This window comes from Paenibacillus sp. J22FR83, assembly GCF_059691955.1.
Genome location: NZ_JCAUAM010000003.1, coordinates 368600 through 385464 on the forward strand (window position 1 = coordinate 368600; position 16865 = coordinate 385464).

Sequence of the window (16865 nt, forward strand, 5' to 3'; positions counted from 1 at the left end):
CAGGGTCGCATATGACAACGACGGTCACTCCCTTGTATGTGGAAGGCCAGATTGGCCAAGAACACTATGCTTTTTCTATCGCGTATATTCAAGAAATAATTAAGATGCATGACATAACCGTTTTGCCAGGAAATAAGAAGAATTTGCGTGGGGTCATTAATTTGCGCGGCATCATCATCCCCATCTATTGTTTACGCGCCATGCTGCACATGGAACCGGTCGCGGATACGAAACATACCCGTATTATGATTGTTCACGTAGCGGGTAAGACACTCGGTCTAGTTGTAGATTGTGTTAGTCGAGTGATCGGATTTACAGAAGTAAAACCGGTTACAGAGGAATTCGGCAAGCAAGGCAGCATTTATTTGCAAGCAATCGGTGAATTTGAAGGCAGTTACGTTGGGATTTTGGATATTGGCGAGCTGTTTCTCCAGGAGGTAAGAGGGCATGAGTGATTTTCAAATGGAAGTATACATGGGTGTGTTTCTGGATGAATTAAGTGAACAACTTCTTCTTTTGGATAAAAGTTTATTGGAGCTTGAGGAGAACGGATCCAAGCCAGAAACGATTCAAACCATATTTCGTATCGCTCATACGCTCAAAGGCTCTGCCGCTGCTATGGGGTTCGACAAGTTAAAAGAGATGATGCATAAGCTGGAAAATATATTTGATCATCTTCGCAACAATCGGATCCAAGTTCATACTGACCTGATGAATGTGTTATTCCAAAGCATTGATTATATGAAGGGGCAAAGAGAGCTTTTCTTGAGGGGCAACTATGAAGAGCAAGCGGTAGATCACCTTATTGTTGTTCTTGAGCAGCTATCTCATGGGGAACAAGCACCTGTGGAGACGGCTCCAGTTGCCCAGCAATCCGTGACCACTGGGCCGGAGCTCCTATCGATTCGCATCATAATCGAACCTGAAACCGTGATGAAGGCAGTTCGAGCGGTGCTCGTCCTTCGCGAGCTGCAGGAAATAGGCGACGTGCTATCCACGCAACCGAATTTCCATGCATCAAGCACGGATGAAGAATTGGGGGTTCCGATTCACTTTCTTGTATCAACGGCGCAAGATAGCAGCGAAGTGCAAGAGCGAATTAACCGAATATCACAATTAGCGGAAGTATGTGTAGGGCCATTCTCAAGCCAATCTCCGAGTCAGATAAGTGAACCTGAGCTGATTGCATCAACAGTACCTGTGCCAACACCTAATACGGAGAGCAAATCAACTAAACCAGCAACAGCAGCTATGAAAGAAGCCTCAACCGTATCTCATACGGTACGTGTGGATGTTCAGCGGCTAGAGCATTTAATTAATTTAGTAGGGGAACTCCTCATTGATAATACTCGGCTCGCTGATGTGAAGAAGAGGTTGCAAGATAAATATAAACAAGATGCCGATATTCATTTGCTTGAAGATATTACGCACCATTTGGGCAAAATCGTCTCTAATATGCGTGATGGGATGATGAAGACGCGGATGATCCCGATCGAGCAGCTTTTTAGCAGATTTCCACGATTAATCCGTGATTTATCTCAAACGGCCAACAAAGAGATTGCCTTGACGATTGAAGGGAAAGAAACGGAGCTTGACCGCACGTTGATTGAAGAAATTAGCGATCCACTCATACATATCCTCCGCAATGCGGCAGATCACGGATTGGAAACACCTGACCAGCGAGAAGCAGCAGGCAAGCCGCGTAAAGGGCATATTCGGATGAAGGCTGCACATGAAGAGAACTCCATTGTGATCACAGTAACAGATGATGGCCGTGGAATTGATCCGGAACGTATCCGTCAGAAAGCCGTGGATAAAGGCTTTATTTCGGAAGAAGAATCGAGAGAGCTGACAGATAAGGAAATCATTAAGCTTATTTTCCATTCGGGGATGTCGACAGCAGAGCAAGTAACCGAATTATCTGGTCGTGGCGTTGGGATGGATATCGTGCGCTCGCATATTGAGAAGCTGAATGGGCTTATCGACATCGAGACGGTGATTGGCAAAGGAACAACGATTACGTTGAAATTGCCTTTAACGCTTGCGATCATTCGCTCTCTATTAGTACGGCAAGGGAAGCGAACGATTGCTGTACCTCTGTCGAATATCATTGAGATTTTCAGATTTAACGAACAAGAAATTCAATGGTTGCATGGTCAAGAGATTTGTCATGTTCGCGGTGAAATTCTGCCCTTGCTGCGGTTAAATTCTTTGCTATCGCCTGAGGACAAAGAGATTGAAGGAACGACGAAGTCTAAGAAGTCAATTCTTATGATTGGGATGGCGGAGAAACGCATATGTCTCGTTGTGGATGAATTAATTGCCAACCAAGAGATTGTCATTAAATCCCTAGACGATATCGTTGGCCACATCCCGTACATTGCTGGAACGACCATACTTGGCGATGGATTGGTTGCCCTCATACTAGATGTAAACGCGATGATGCAGAAATCCTCATCTGGGCATGTTCGTTTCGGTATGAAAGATCGGGCGAATAAAGGCAAACATACGACGAAACGTGAGTTGATCACCGTTCAATTCGGTGCGGAATGGTATGGATTTGATCTTGAGCATGTGCAAGAGATTGTGGCGATGCCTTCGATGACGAAGATTGCCGGAGCAGACCCTAACGTGCTGGGCATTATGAACATTAGAGAAGAATTGCTGGTGGTTTATGATTTACGTAGTAGTATGGGGCTGACAACACAAACCAGTTCAGCCAAATCTCGCGTTCTCATCGTGCGGGATGATGAACAATCGATTGGTATTGCTGTGAATTCTGTAACCGAAATTGTCACTGTATTTGAACACGATACCAATGAAGAGATTGTTCATAGCAAAGCCTCACTTTCTACGATTCGGAGTATTTATAAGAAAGATGATCGGCTAATCCAAGTTTTCGATCAAGAGCAGCTCCTCTTGCAGTTGAAGATGAATATATAAGAATTAGGTGACAAGTATGAGAACATATCGTGTCCTAATTGTCGATGACTCCATCGTTATGCGTAATATGATTGCTAAGCTCTTCGATCAAGATCCGCAATTTACGGTGGTTGGATTTGCGGTGAATGGCACTAATGCACTGGACAAGATCGTCGAACTACAGCCAGATTTAGTGACACTTGATATTGAGATGCCAGAGATGGATGGGTTAACGGCTTTACATCAAATCATGACGTTCCATCCAGTCCCCGTTGTCATGCTGAGCAGTTACACGGAAGAAGGCTCGAACGCAGCGATGAAAGCTCTGGAGTACGGAGCGATGGACTTTATTCAGAAGGAAACTCTTTTTCAGAGGACGCGCAATGTCTTAATGGAAGAAGAGTTTCTATTGAGATGCAAAACGGCCATGAAAAAGAAGTTGTTCCTGCGCAATGAGACCAACATGCTCGGGAAGGAACAGTCCGTCAAAAGTCATATCGAAATGCTAACTTTTTTATTGAAAATGGAAGAGGATCTCCTTCAATTTCAAGCTGAGCTTCATCAGAAGATTAGTCAGCAAAACGGACTATTAGTGAAATTTCGAAAAGAACAAGATGAATTTATTTATACAACATGGCAGGGGTGCTTGTTCGATCGAATAGGGATCAAAGAGAAATATGCTATTGGTAAGGATCTCCATGCTATCTTTCCCGCATACATGGCACTTCACATGGAACAATACTATGAGTTTGCTTGGTCCCGGGAAGAAGTTGTTGATTTTGAAACGGAATGGCATGGCTATTATTTCTTAACAGTTCTTCGACCGATCAAAAACAATGGCGTCATTCGCGAGGTTATTTCCTTAACCGTTGATATTACGGAGTCGCGTAGCATGGAAGAGCGAATTCGCTATTTGGTTCATCATGATCCTTTAACAGGTCTTCCCAATCGACAGGTATTAACGAAATGGATCGAAGATGCCATCTATCAGAAGGAACGCTTCGCTATCGTATTTGTCAATTTGGACCAGTTTAAACTAGCGAATGAATCATTAGGACACGATGTTGGCGATCGCATTCTTCAGGTTATCGCACGGAGGTTGAAGAATAGCTTCCTGACTCAAAATTTGCATGTCTTCCGAGTTGGCAGTGATGAATTCATCGGACTCGTGAAGCACAAATCCAAGAGTGAGCTGGATATCTATACACAGCATATTATTCAAAGTATTAATCAGGCAATTCGGATCAAGGAGCATGAAATTTACATTTCACCATCCATTGGAATTAGTCAGTTCCCAGATGATGATCAAGACCCTGAAACACTCGTACGTTTCGCTGATATCGCGATGGATTACGCGAAGGAGCTTGGGGGCAATCAAGTTCAGTTTTTCAGCCCACAGATCTATGCCAAAATTGAGAGACGAATGAAGATTGAGAAACATTTGCGTAAAGCGCTGGAGAAGAACGAGTTTATCCTGATGTACCAACCGCAAGTCAACGTGATAGCCAATGAAATTGTCGGATTTGAAAGTTTAATACGCTGGGATAGCCCCCAACTGGGACGAGTGTCTCCCTTAGAATTTATTCCGATTGCAGAAGAAACAGGGCTTATTTATCCCATTGGCAAATGGGTAATCGAGACAGCTTGTGCTCAGAATAAGCACTGGCAGAACTTAGGATTACCGAAAGTCTCCGTGGCAGTGAATTTATCATCGAAGCAATTCTACGATAGATCCCTGTGTGAGCAGATTGCACATATCCTCCAAGAAACAGGGCTTGAGCCACAGTACTTGGAGTTGGAAATTACAGAAAGTATGACGATGGATGTTCAAGTCGCGCTTGCGACATTAAATAGTTTTAGTAGCATGGGTTTACAGATTGCTATGGATGACTTCGGGACAGGCTACAGCTCATTGAGTTACTTGACAGAATTCCCTATTCATCATCTCAAAATCGATCAATCTTTCGTTAAGGATATATCGGTAAAACCGACACATGCAGCGATCGTCAACACGATCATCACCTTGGCACGCAATCTGAAAATTAATGTGATTGCAGAAGGCGTTGAGAACGAGGCAGATTTAAGTGTTCTGCAAGACTTTCATTGCGATACGGTACAAGGGTATTTGTTTGGCCGGCCAGTGGAGGCAAGTGAAGTACCTGAGATTTTTGCAAGGTTTGCAACGGCGTGATTTGATCCATTCTTTCATCCGACGTATAATAACAGGACTTCTAGATTAAAGGATGATGATGATCATGAGCGACAATAAGGGAAGAGTATCTATCCGATTTTTAGATGTTGGCGACACAGAGGATATGCTAAACCTCATGCTGCGTAACCGTGAATTATTCGAGAGCGTTAGTCCTGCGCGGAATGCATCATTTTATACAAGAGAAGTACAAGGGAAGAGCATTGAGAATGGTATCAAACAAAAGGAAGAAGATAAACGTTACGCTTTCGGCATCGTTCTGAATGAAACAGGGCAACTCATCGGTGATATTTCGCTATTTGATGTGCAGCGAGGGCCGCACCAGAAGTGCATCCTCGGATACAGTATGGATCAGGCACATAATGGCAAAGGGTACATGTCGGAAGCGATTCAACTGGTTATGAAATTTGCTTTTGAAGAAGTTGGCTTACTGCGCATTGAAGCCGGTGTCATGCCCCGTAACATCGGGTCGATGCGCGTCTTGGAAAAGGCTGGCTTCCAGCGAGAAGGACTCGCTCGTAAGTTGTTGGAGATAAACGGCGTACGTGAGGATCACGTTGTGTTCGCGATGTTGGTTGAGGATTATTTGGGGAGTGTAAGCCACAAATAAATGGAAATCCTCCATAAACATGAAAGAAAACGGGGAAATAGCACTATCCAACTGCTACAGATCCCAAATCTGCGGCAGTTTCCCGTTTCAGTAGTCACAGTCGTTGCATATCGGAAGACACGATCGAAGAGTCACACCGTGGCGCTGGAGGGAGAAATAGGGGAGTATCAGGTTTGTGCAAGAAAGGAGCAGCGATAGTATAGGAGTTGAGAAGGAGTAGAGTAGGATTTGAGATGAAATGTAGGATTAGAACAGGAGTAGCACAAGAGTAGAGTAGAGTAGAGTAGAGTAGAGTAGAGTAGAGTAGAGTAGAGTAGAGTAGAGTAGAGTAGACGGGAAAATCACGGGAGTAGCGCGAGAGTAATGAAATAAGCAGTAGAGAACGAGTTTTGAAAGCGCACTCATGGAAAATAGATGGATTTTCTGTAGTTAATTTGTAGAATATTCCGCTCTAATGAAGAATAAATGGAAAAAGTACAGTTAATTTTATCCATTTCAACTATTTTGAACAGATCAGGTGAAATTAACTACAGGTTTTCCAGTTAAATTGAAAAAACAAGGGAATTTCTCTAAAATAACTGTATGTTTTCCATTTAGTTCAATTTGTTGTGTTTCTCAGTCAGCGACCCAGCAGCTTCTTCACCTGCCCCACCTTCTATCATCAGTCTCGCGTTCCTCCCACCAGTCTCATCATCATTCCAGTCTCACTCTTCCCCCCCGTCATCCATCACATCCCTATCAAAAATTTCCAGATTCTGCAATTCCGCCACTAGCAGCTCACACACCATACATATCCATCACCTCAACACTATTCCACTGAACAAATTTGCTAGTTTTGACCATTGGCATTGCAAGATAATTTACCCTAATTTCTGTACGATGAAGGGGAAGTCAATTATAGAATCTTGTGGAGGCAGTTGCGATGTCACAAGTTACGAACTTTCAATTAACAGAGGAAATGATTGAACAGTTTTATCGGGAAGGATTAACAGTGAGAATGCGGTGTTTGCGAATACACAAGGTAACGGCCAATGGAAGAGCCATGCGATTATCGACATCGCCAAAGAAAGCGATGCCTATCCGCAAACGACAAGCTTTCTGACGAATCAGGATAGTGTTCGCGTGTTTGAACGAATTCTTGGCGATGAAGTCAAGCTATGGATGGGGATGTACGCTGTTGTGGATCCGCAGGGGAAGAGGCTGGAGTGGCATCAGGATAATCAATACCCCACATACTTGGTCACATGTTGAATGGTTTTATTGCTCTTGATCCTATCACACAGGAGAATGCGGGGTTGTGGATCACACCTCTGAATGAAAACCGTCTAGGTGGATGACCTAGATGGTTTTTTGTGCTACAACCAGATCACCATAAAAAAAGACATAGCGGTGTAAATATGGACAATGACAACGGGGAATTTGGCTAGTATCATCAAGTCGAACGTACCTAGAACAAGAGAAGGAGAGTGGTGATGTGCTTCACAAATTTATGCCTGCACCTATGAACGGAGGCTTCCGTATGGATGACTACTGGGTATGGTGCGGATCCGTCGTTCAAGGTGAAGATGGTCAATTCCACATGTTTGCTTCGAGGTGGCCGAAGTCGCTTCCGATGCATCCGGGTTGGCTAATCCAGTCGGAAATTGTTCGTGCTGTTGCTGAACGACCTGAAGGTCCCTATTCGTTTCAGGAGGTAGTTCTGCCTGCACGAGGTGCCGAGTATTGGGATGGTCGCAGTACACATAATCCGCATATCATTAAGCATAAAGGCAAGTATTTATTATTTTATATGGGGTCAACGCATCCCTTTCCTGATCCCATTGCAGGAGATGGATACGATCTCCAAGATCCAAGATGTATTGTAGCTCGTGCGAACAAGCGCATTGGATTAGCGATTGCCGATAGCGTCAATGGACCGTGGGAGAGACGGGATGTTCCTATTTTATCCACTAGGCCAGGCAAATTCGATAGCTTCTTAACGTCCAATCCAGCACCTTGCGTAGAGGAAGATGGCTCGGTGTTATTGATTTATAAAGCAAGACAATATGAAGGTTATGGACATGGGAAGATGACGTTTGGCGTTGCACGAGCTCCTCATTATGAAGGTCCTTATCAAGTGATCAGTGAAAATCCACTATTTCCATCTGACGTACATTTGGAAGACCCATTTGTTTGGCGAACAGAAGAAGGTTATGAGTTGATAGCCAAGGACATGGACGGAAATTTATGCGGTGAAAAGTATGGCGGTATACACGCGTCTTCGACGGATGGTCTCAATTGGCTTATTCATCCAGAACTTGCCTATTCCCGAAATGTGAACTGGGATGATGGTGTCACACGCACAATGGGGAATTTAGAGCGACCTTTTCTATTGTTTCAAGAGGGCAAACCAACGCATCTTTTTGCAGCTACATCTGATGGTACCAAGGGTTTTCATGATGCCTCTCAGACGTGGAATATGGTAATTCCGATCTCTTTTTAAGCCATAATTATCTTGAGTTTCGATTTTGAATATACATTCTCGATAGTGATGATGCTTATTTTCCGTGAATTGTATTAAATTGGATGAGAGTGTACGCACTCGAATCGAATGAAAGGAGTTCAAAGGCTTGTAAGGATTCATTGTTTCTAATGAAAATTCTATGCTAGGGAGGATGTAGTTATGGGGAAAGGTAAAAAAGTAGGTATTGTTATGCTACTCATTAGTTTGTTGCTTACCATGATTCCGTTTGCAGGTTATGCGGCAGATGCGAAATTCACGATCGCGGCATCTGGGGTGACGGCGAGTAGCGATGATGGGAATGTACCTGGCAATACGGTGGATGGAAGCCTGACAACGCGGTGGTCTGCAAGTGGAGATGGGCAGTGGATTAAATACGATTTAGGGTCAGTGAAGAAAGTATCCTACATTAAAATTGCCTTTATTAGCGGGGATACAAGAACTTCGACTTTCGATATCATAATCGAATTGACCATAATGATTTTGGTCCGAAGAGTGACACGGATCCGCTTATCGCTTATCAAGGCGATGGCAACGGTAATATTTCTCAATATGATGTTATTGAATATAACTATTTTCATGATGTGGGTCCATGGGTGGCAAATGGGAAAGAAACAATACGTCTAGGTTTATCAGGAATTTCCTTGTCCAATGGGTACAATACGATCCAGTACAATTTGTTTGAGAACTGCGATGGTGAACCTGAAATCGTTTCTGTAAAAAGCAGTAACAACACAGTTCGTTATAATACTTTCAAAACATCCAAAGGGGGACTTACTTCAAGACATGGGCATAACAACTCCTTCTACGGGAATTACTTCCTTGGTGATGGTGTAGAATCCGAACAAGCGGGTATTCGCATTTATGGAAATGACCACAAGATTTATAACAATTACATGGAAAATCTAACCGCCAACGCGATCATTCTGGATAATGCTGACTATGATGGTGGCACAAGTGGTTACCCTGCTAACCCTTCAGCAGATGACTTGAAAGCACAATGGAAAATTTACCGAGCACAAGTCGTGAATAATACGATTGTGAACAGCACGACGGGGATTATTGTTGGTTCTGGTAAGCCATTAGCTCCACAGGACAGCAGAGTAGCTAACAATATCGTGAAAAACTCCACAGGGACTTTGTACTATGAGGTAGGCACCACGAACACCGTATTTGAGGGGAACATAGGTAACGGCAGCACGGTAAGCAACAATGCTTCAAGGACGACTGCCCAAATATGGAGCACGAACCCGTTGCTGACAACGGTCAATGGGTTACAGAAGTTGTCCTCGACTAGTCCTGCCATTAACGCAGCTGTGGGAACCTATACTTATGTGACGGAAGATATGGATGGAGAAGCACGTTCCACCAATGACGTTGGTGCGGATGAGCGCTCTTCGAGCACTTCCTTCACTAAGCATCCGCTAGTAGCCTCAGAAGTTGGGCCAAATGCACCGTAATATAATGCCATATTAGCATGAGAGGCTGTCCATTGTGGGCAGCCTCTTTCTGATGGGAACTATTTCATGCATTCATTGTCAATTATATAATGCCCTGAATACCATGTTATAGATGCCTAAGCCTACTGGATATAAGAAGAGAGGATATGATCGATAACAGATGAAAAGGACATATAAGGTCAACGAAATCGCACGTATAATTAGAAGAACACAAGCAACAGTCGTGGAATGGACCAAACAATTCACCTCATTCCTTCCGACCATCACTGTTGGAGGAAGCTTACGATATACAGATGAAGCTGTGGAGATCTTTCGTGTCATTGCAAAAATGAAAGACGCCAATAAATCACACAGGATGATCCACGAACATTTGCAGGAGTTGAATCAGAAAGGAATACGTACGACTACTAGTGAAGAGAACCTTGTCACGACTACTTCGCCGGTAATTGTGCCAGAATCCAACGTACCTGTTGTAGTAACCAAGTCTAACCCGCTTGCAAGTGACGAAACCTTGGAATTATGGAACTTGGTACAGCTGTTAACGCAGAAAATAGAAGCAAATAAAACACCAAAACGGTTAAACGAGCAAGTAGATGATAGTCAAATGGTTAGTATATCTTCACTTTCAAGTGGTAGACAAGTAGCACCAACGAATCATTATGTCAACGTCCTGTTTGACGAGCTCACCAATGAAGTCGCAGAACTTCGAAACATTGTGCTTACCTTCATGGAAAAAGTGATTGTAGTCACGAAGGATGCTATTCAAGATGAGAAGTATACGAATATGGCTGAATCGGTAAACCAGCAATTCCAAGGAATTGCCGTTGAAGTTGCGGAGCTCCGCAATATTATTAAGATTTTTACCTGCAAGTTAACTGAAATGATTGAGCAAGATATTAGCAACGAAATTGCCGCTAATGTTGATACACTAAATAACCAATTCAAGGGTGTAGCCGAACAGGTGAATGAAATACAGCATGTGCTGTATACTGTTCAACCTAAGCTAATTGAATCTTTGGAGCACGGACTCAGAACTGAAGTGGCAGCACTGACTAAGGAACTGCAAGAGGAGCAGCTTGAAAATGTTGCGAAGTTAGAACAAGAGATCCAAGAACTTATAACGGTCCAGCCTAAATTAGCAAAAGTTCTGGAGCAGAATCTCAAGGTTGAACTGCTTTCTTCGACAACAGCGTTACAAACGCAACTTGATGAAAGTGTCGTAAGGTTTGAACAAGAGCTGCAGGAACTCACTTCGGTCCAGGCGAATTCGACAGAGGCGTTGGAACACAATTTCAAGAATGAATTACTTGCAACGACAAGGGAGCTAGAACAGCAACTGCAAGCAAGTGTCCTAAAGTTAGAACAAGAGCAACAAGAACTTCATACAGTTCAGTCACAGTTGACTGAAACTCTGGAACAAAGTCTTCGAGGTGAACTACTTACTTCGACAAGTGAGTTACAACAGCTACTTCAAGCAAGTGTCCTAAAGTTAGAACAAGACCTGCAAGAACTCCACACAGTTCAGCCCAAGTTGACGGAAGTTCTGGAGCTGAATCTTAGAAGTGAAATGCAAACAACGGCAAGTGAGTTAAAGAATCAACTTCATGCGGATGTCTTGAAAATGGAGCAAGAAATTCAAACGATTCAACCCAATGTTATAGAAATTTTGGAGCAGCATCTCAACAATGAAATGCAAGCAGTGACCTATGAAATGCGGAAGCAGCATAAGGAAAGCATTACAGAATTAGAGCAAGAAATGCGTAATAATTATGCGATCAACACAGAGAAATTAAATGGACTCATTGAAGAAGCAGTTAACAAACTTGTGGTTTCAAATGATGAAGTGCTTAACAATCAATTTGATAATATAGCCATAAAATTGTCTTCCCAACAACGTTTGCTTGATAAACTTGCCAAATTTCTTGGTATTTAAATAAGGTGAGCATAGTAAGAACGCTACACGAACTAACGTGGCGTTCTTTTTTCTAATCGCAACTGAAAAATAACTATTGATATTATACAATATACAATATACAATTTACTCAAGATCACAAACTAATCGAAAAGAGGAATTTCATCATGGCGACGATTACGAATTTGAAAGATGAGAAGTATGTATTACCGATGGATTGGGGCAAAATTCAATGGCTCTGCGGTCAGGAGATTGATCCCGAGTGCGAAATGACATTTGGTATGGTATATATTGATGCTGGAACGTCAAATCCGCGTCATATTCATCCCAATTGTGAAGAGTTCATTTTCGTTCTATCTGGCGAATGTGATCATTCGCTTGGCGATGAAACGTATCATTTGGAGCCAGGCATGATGCTGCGCATACCAAGAAATGTCCCGCATAATGCGACGGTAACGGGTTGGGAACCTTGCAGGATGATCATTGTGTACTCTGCACCTGACCGCAAAACGATTGGTGAGTAGCTTGAGATAACCATCCCAAGGAGGGATTCTCGTGACAAGCTTGAAGGGAACTGTCGTGATCGTTGGCGCTTTGGATACCAAAGGTGCAGAGTTTCGTTTGGTACAAGAGACACTACATAAACAAGGATTGGGCACACTGCTCATTGATGTAAGTGTCTTGGAAGATTCAGACATGCAGGCAGATATATCGAACAAAGAAGTTGCAGTCGCGGCAGGAACAACAATTGAAGCGCTGCGCTTCAGGAATGATCGTGGAAGGTGTTTTTCATATGGTGAGTCGTCTTGTGCAAGAGGGAAAAGTCAATGGTATCTTCGGTATGGGGGGGACTGCGGGGACTACTATAGCCGCTTCCGCTATGAAAGCAGTGCCGATCGGAACACCGAAGCTAATTGTCTCCACGGTCGCTTCAGGCAACACGCGACCTTATGTAGGGGTTAAAGATGTCACAATGATGTACTCCGTTGTTGATATAGCGGGTTTGAATCGGCTATCACGCACCATTTTAAGCAACGCAGCGTATGCACTTGGTGGTATGGTACTTGGAGCAGCTGCTGAAGCCATAGTTGTTGATGAGCAGGAACAACCCAAAACCACGATAGGGATGACGATGTTCGGTGTCACAACCCCATGTGTAACGCGGGTAAGGGAGATTTTAGAAGGGCAAGGGTACGATGTGCTCGTATTCCACGCGACTGGTGCTGGGGGACTTGCCATGGAAGCATTGATTGATGCCGGATTTATTCAAGGCGTCGTGGATATAACAACAACAGAACTTGCCGATGAGTTGGTTGGTGGTATTTTCAGTGCAGGGCCTGAGCGACTTGAAGCAGGAGCAAGAGCGGGCATCCCGCAGGTTGTCTCCGTAGGTGCACTGGATATGGTTAACTTTGGCCCACGAGATACGGTGCCAGCTCAATTTCAGGATCGCCTATTTTACCAACATAATGCGACGACGACTCTCATGCGTACAACCACGATCGAGAATGCAGAACTTGGACGGATTGTAGCTTCCAAACTGAATCAAGCCAATGGGCCGACGTTACTCATTTTTCCACGGGGTGGTGTATCCCTTTTAGACAGGGAAGGTCAGGCATTTGATGGTGTAGAACAGAGAGCAGCATTGCTCAAGAGTATTAAAGAAAATCTAAGAACCGATATCCCTCTTATCGAGGTGGAGCAGGATATTAATCATGAAGACGTGGCAGCAACGATTGCCGAGCATTTTCTTCGAATGATAAGGGGTGACATACAAGGATGACGATAAGCAGAAGCGAGATAAAGGCACGTTTAGTACAGCAAATAGCCAAGGGAAAGGCGATCATTGGCGCAGGAGCGGGGACAGGCTTATCAGCCAAAAGCGCCGAAGATGGCGGGGTTGACCTCATTATTATTTATAATTCAGGTAAGTATCGGATGGCGGGAAGAGGGTCCTTGGCTGGATTAATGCCATACGGAGACGCGAACCAGATTGTTGTTGAGATGGGACGCGAAGTGCTGACGATTGTCAAGGATACACCTGTACTTGCTGGGGTGTGCGGTACGGATCCATTTCGTTCCATGGATATCTTCTTAGGAGATTTGAAGCGTCAAGGGTTTGCTGGTGTTCAAAACTTCCCGACAGTCGGATTAATTGATGGCGTCTTCCGTCAAAATCTAGAAGAAACAGGCATGGGCTATGCCCTAGAAGTCGAGATGATTCGTAAAGCCCACGAATTAGACCTCTTCACATCCCCTTACGTGTTTAGTGAGGAGGATGCCATCGCAATGGCCGAAGCAGGGGCCGATCTGCTCGTCGCACATGTCGGTCTTACAACCAAAGGCATGATTGGCGCACAAACCGCAATGTCGCTCGATGAATCAGTTGAGTTGGTACAGCGCATACACGATGCAGGAAAGTCCATTAATCCTGATATTATCGTCATTTGCCATGGCGGGCGAATTTCAGAACCCGAAGATGCTGCGTATGTGCTTAGTCGTACGAAAGGCGTATACGGTTTCTTCGGAGCTTCTAGCGTGGAACGTTTGCCTACGGAAGTCGCGATTTCGAATCAAGTGCGGCAGTTTAAAGAATTAAGCATTGATTAACACTAGACACTAGCAGGGAGGTCAACCCCTTGGTACAAGTAACAATGTTGAATAATATGGTTGATGCGGACTTCATTACGGCGCTGGATAAACATGTAAGCTGGGGGATTTCAGTACTTGATCTTAAACAAGGCATTTATGGCAAGTCGCTTCTCGATTTGACGCTCGACGAAGCAGAACAAGCAGCGGCTGCGATTGCGGAGAGAGATTTGTCTGTGTATTGCTTCTCAACGGAATTGTTCCACGGTGAAGTGGAGCAGGGTGAAACATTTTTTCGAAACCATTATTTGGATAAAATAGTTCATCTTCTTGCCCTCGCTCGTATTCTGAAGCCAACCGTCATACGACTTCTCTCAGCCAAAACGAAGCATAGGAATGAGATTGCCGATAGTACATCGTATATCCTTAAAGCGCATGCTTGGCTAATCCCCATGTATCAGGAAGCGATTGATCGTCTGGCTGAAGCTGGCTTTGAAGTCACCATTGAAAACGAATGCAACAGTAATCTATTCGCAACGCCAAAGGAAATCATTGATTTTTTCCACGTTATTAATCGTGAAGATCGGGTGTATTTCACGTATGATGTGCAAAATTTGTGGCAAATGGGTACGTATCCGTCGCTATCTGTATATCGAGAGTTGGCTCCGCTTATTGGCTTTTACCATGTCAAAGGTGGGCAAAAGTATGAAGGGAGCGACAAGCTCCTTTGGAAGTCTAGTTTAGCCGATGCATCCTGGCCAGTTGCCGAAATGACCTTGCAGGTCATAGCAGATGGGAGAAGCCCCGTTATTTGTATCAATCCTTCGCATGGGACGACAAAACCTGGCTATAACTACGATGATGTGTATCAAAGGGATCTTGCTTTTATGACCAACATCATTCATGGCGGTGATTAAATGAGCTATCAGAGAGAGTTTGAGCAGGTATTGCAAGTTGCTGTTGTAGGTGTAGGGAATCATAGTTACCGGAATATATTGCCTACCCTGCATCATTTGCCGGTTCGTCTTGTCGCTGTCTGTGACCTGGATGCAGATTTAGGTCGTCGGACTGCCGCTCAGTTCGGCTGTCGGTCATACACAAGCACAGCGGATATGTATGAGAAAGAGAAGCTGGACGCCGTGTTCCTGTGCGTGTCCCCCAAAGCGCATCCAAAGCTTGCGATTGAAGCTTTCGAAGCAGGACTGCATGTCTGGATGGAGAAGCCAGTAGCGATGAGAGCTTACGAAGTGGAAGAAATGATTGCCTATCGCAAAGATCGCATTGCCACGGTAGGCTTTAAGAAAGCCTTCATGCCGTCGACAGACAAGGCGATTGAGATTGTGCAGTCAGCGGAGTATGGCGCTCTACATACGATGCTTGCGGTGTATCCGATGAGTATGCCTGACAAGGGGCAAGAAGTTCTGGATACAAGAAGTGCAACGAACTGGCTGGCCAATGGGGTGCATCCCTTATCGCTGATGATGACCGTAGGCGGCAGAGTGGAAGCAGTGACCGTTCGCCGCAACGCTATGGGACGAGGCGTGTGTATGTTGGATTTTGCAAGTGGTGCCATTGGGAACTTCCATCTTGCCTCAGGTCCGCAGCCGCTGGAATCGTATCGTTTCTTCGGGGATTCATGGCATCTTGAAATCGAGAATTCGTTGCGCGTGAAGCTCGAGAGGGGCATACCGCATACTTATGATCGAACCCACAATTATGTACCATCTGGCATGGATTCAGGTGCCATTGTATGGGAACCGCAGAACTGCTTAGCTACGCTAGAGAACAAGGCGATTTTTACACAAGGGATGTATGGGGAAATGAGATATTTCTGCGACAGTGCGCTTCTTGGGCAGCAAAGAGAGAGAGGGTCACTGGAGTTTGCTTTAGATCTTATGAAGGTTTATGAAGGTGCATTGGTATCCGAGGGCAAAACGATTATAATATGAGAAAAGCTCACTCGGAAAAGGTCGTGAATCATTATTATGCTATCCAATAAATTAACGAAACAACCTATGAAACAAGAAGTATATAATCATCTGCTTCAAGCCATTATTCAAGGTGAACTTGAGCCTGGCAAACAGCTGGATGAAAAGGAAATTTCGGAGAGTTTAGGTGTAAGCAGGACTCCATTGCGAGAGGCTATTAATCGCCTAGCCCAAGAAGGCATCGTGATGGAGATTCCGTATCGGGGGAATTTCGTTCGCAAGTTTAGTACCAAGGAAGTTACGGATCTGTATGCGGTGCGGCAAACACTCGAGGTTATGGCGATTCGATTAGCTGTTGCTCATATGACTGCCGAAGAGGCAGATGCCATTGCCGAACTCGTTCATCTGACAGCGAAAGCGGAGGAAGAGGGGGATTTGGCGTCCTATGCGAAGTATGATACGGATTTCCATAATCTCATTGCTGTGTTCTCGGGAAATCAAATGCTTAACCAGATGTTGAATTCTATGAGTACTCAAATTAAAATCATCCGCCATATGGCTAACAGCAGTGAGAAAGTCGTCAAGAAAGCGCAATTCGATAGAGAGCTTATTCTCAAAGCAATTATGAATCGTGATCCAGAAGCGGCAGGTCAATTTATGCAAGAACATATCCAACATGTTATGGAAGAAGTCATTCATCATTTGGAGGATACAACCGAATCATAATACTTCTTT

The 16865-nt window shown here is 44.3% G+C and carries 14 protein-coding genes and 1 pseudogene; all 15 read left to right on the forward strand.

Annotated features, from left to right (window positions below; genetic code table 11):
- The first annotated feature begins 11 nt into the window (after positions 1–11).
- The 15 genes and pseudogenes from AC58PV_RS07360 to AC58PV_RS07430 all read left to right on the forward strand — a co-directional run bounded on the left by AC58PV_RS07360 (position 12) and on the right by AC58PV_RS07430 (position 16856).
- Entirely contained in the window at positions 12–455 is a 444-nt protein-coding gene (locus AC58PV_RS07360) for a chemotaxis protein CheW (RefSeq protein ID WP_497431616.1), read from the forward strand.
- Positions 448–2943 carry a chemotaxis protein CheW gene (locus AC58PV_RS07365; protein WP_497431617.1) on the forward strand — a complete coding sequence of 832 codons (2496 nt, stop codon included), beginning with the start codon at positions 448–450 and terminating at the stop codon, positions 2941–2943. The genes AC58PV_RS07360 and AC58PV_RS07365 overlap by 8 nt, the downstream gene beginning before the upstream one ends.
- A gap of 16 nt (positions 2944–2959) precedes the next feature.
- Positions 2960–5113 carry an EAL domain-containing protein gene (locus tag AC58PV_RS07370; RefSeq protein WP_497431618.1) on the forward strand — a complete coding sequence of 718 codons (2154 nt, stop codon included), beginning with the start codon at positions 2960–2962 and terminating at the stop codon, positions 5111–5113.
- Between the two features lie 64 nt (positions 5114–5177).
- Positions 5178–5741 (forward strand): GNAT family N-acetyltransferase, encoded by a 564-nt coding sequence (locus tag AC58PV_RS07375; RefSeq protein WP_497431619.1) that lies wholly within the window; start codon positions 5178–5180, stop codon positions 5739–5741.
- A 1002-nt stretch (positions 5742–6743) separates the two neighbouring features.
- Positions 6744–6992, forward strand: coding sequence for a hypothetical protein (locus AC58PV_RS07380; RefSeq protein ID WP_497431620.1), 249 nt, complete (start codon positions 6744–6746; stop codon positions 6990–6992).
- 223 nt (positions 6993–7215) lie between these two features.
- Positions 7216–8223, forward strand: coding sequence for a glycoside hydrolase family protein (locus AC58PV_RS07385; protein ID WP_497431621.1), 1008 nt, complete (start codon positions 7216–7218; stop codon positions 8221–8223).
- Between the two features lie 180 nt (positions 8224–8403).
- Positions 8404–8868: a discoidin domain-containing protein gene (locus tag AC58PV_RS07390; RefSeq protein WP_497431622.1), complete on the forward strand. Its 465-nt coding sequence runs from the start codon at positions 8404–8406 to the stop codon at positions 8866–8868.
- Entirely contained in the window at positions 8754–9701 is a 948-nt protein-coding gene (locus AC58PV_RS07395; protein WP_497431817.1) for a polysaccharide lyase 6 family protein, read from the forward strand. The genes AC58PV_RS07390 and AC58PV_RS07395 overlap by 115 nt, the downstream gene beginning before the upstream one ends.
- Before the next feature lie 160 nt (positions 9702–9861).
- Positions 9862–11634 carry a MerR family transcriptional regulator gene (locus tag AC58PV_RS07400; RefSeq protein ID WP_497431623.1) on the forward strand — a complete coding sequence of 591 codons (1773 nt, stop codon included), beginning with the start codon at positions 9862–9864 and terminating at the stop codon, positions 11632–11634.
- Positions 11635–11780: 146 nt separating this feature from the next.
- Positions 11781–12137 (forward strand): cupin domain-containing protein, encoded by a 357-nt coding sequence (locus AC58PV_RS07405; RefSeq protein ID WP_497431624.1) that lies wholly within the window; start codon positions 11781–11783, stop codon positions 12135–12137.
- Between the two features lie 55 nt (positions 12138–12192).
- Positions 12193–13396 (forward strand): annotated as a pseudogene (locus AC58PV_RS07410) (Tm-1-like ATP-binding domain-containing protein).
- Complete coding sequence (locus tag AC58PV_RS07415) at positions 13393–14223, forward strand: phosphoenolpyruvate hydrolase family protein (RefSeq protein WP_497431625.1); 831 nt, start codon at positions 13393–13395, stop codon at positions 14221–14223. The pseudogene AC58PV_RS07410 and the gene AC58PV_RS07415 overlap by 4 nt, the downstream one beginning before the upstream one ends.
- A gap of 29 nt (positions 14224–14252) precedes the next feature.
- Entirely contained in the window at positions 14253–15119 is an 867-nt protein-coding gene (locus tag AC58PV_RS07420; protein ID WP_497431626.1) for a sugar phosphate isomerase/epimerase family protein, read from the forward strand.
- Positions 15120–16151, forward strand: coding sequence for a Gfo/Idh/MocA family protein (locus AC58PV_RS07425; RefSeq protein WP_497431627.1), 1032 nt, complete (start codon positions 15120–15122; stop codon positions 16149–16151). It begins immediately after the preceding gene.
- Positions 16152–16217: 66 nt separating this feature from the next.
- Positions 16218–16856 (forward strand): GntR family transcriptional regulator, encoded by a 639-nt coding sequence (locus tag AC58PV_RS07430; protein WP_497431628.1) that lies wholly within the window; start codon positions 16218–16220, stop codon positions 16854–16856.
- The last annotated feature ends 9 nt before the right edge of the window (positions 16857–16865 follow it).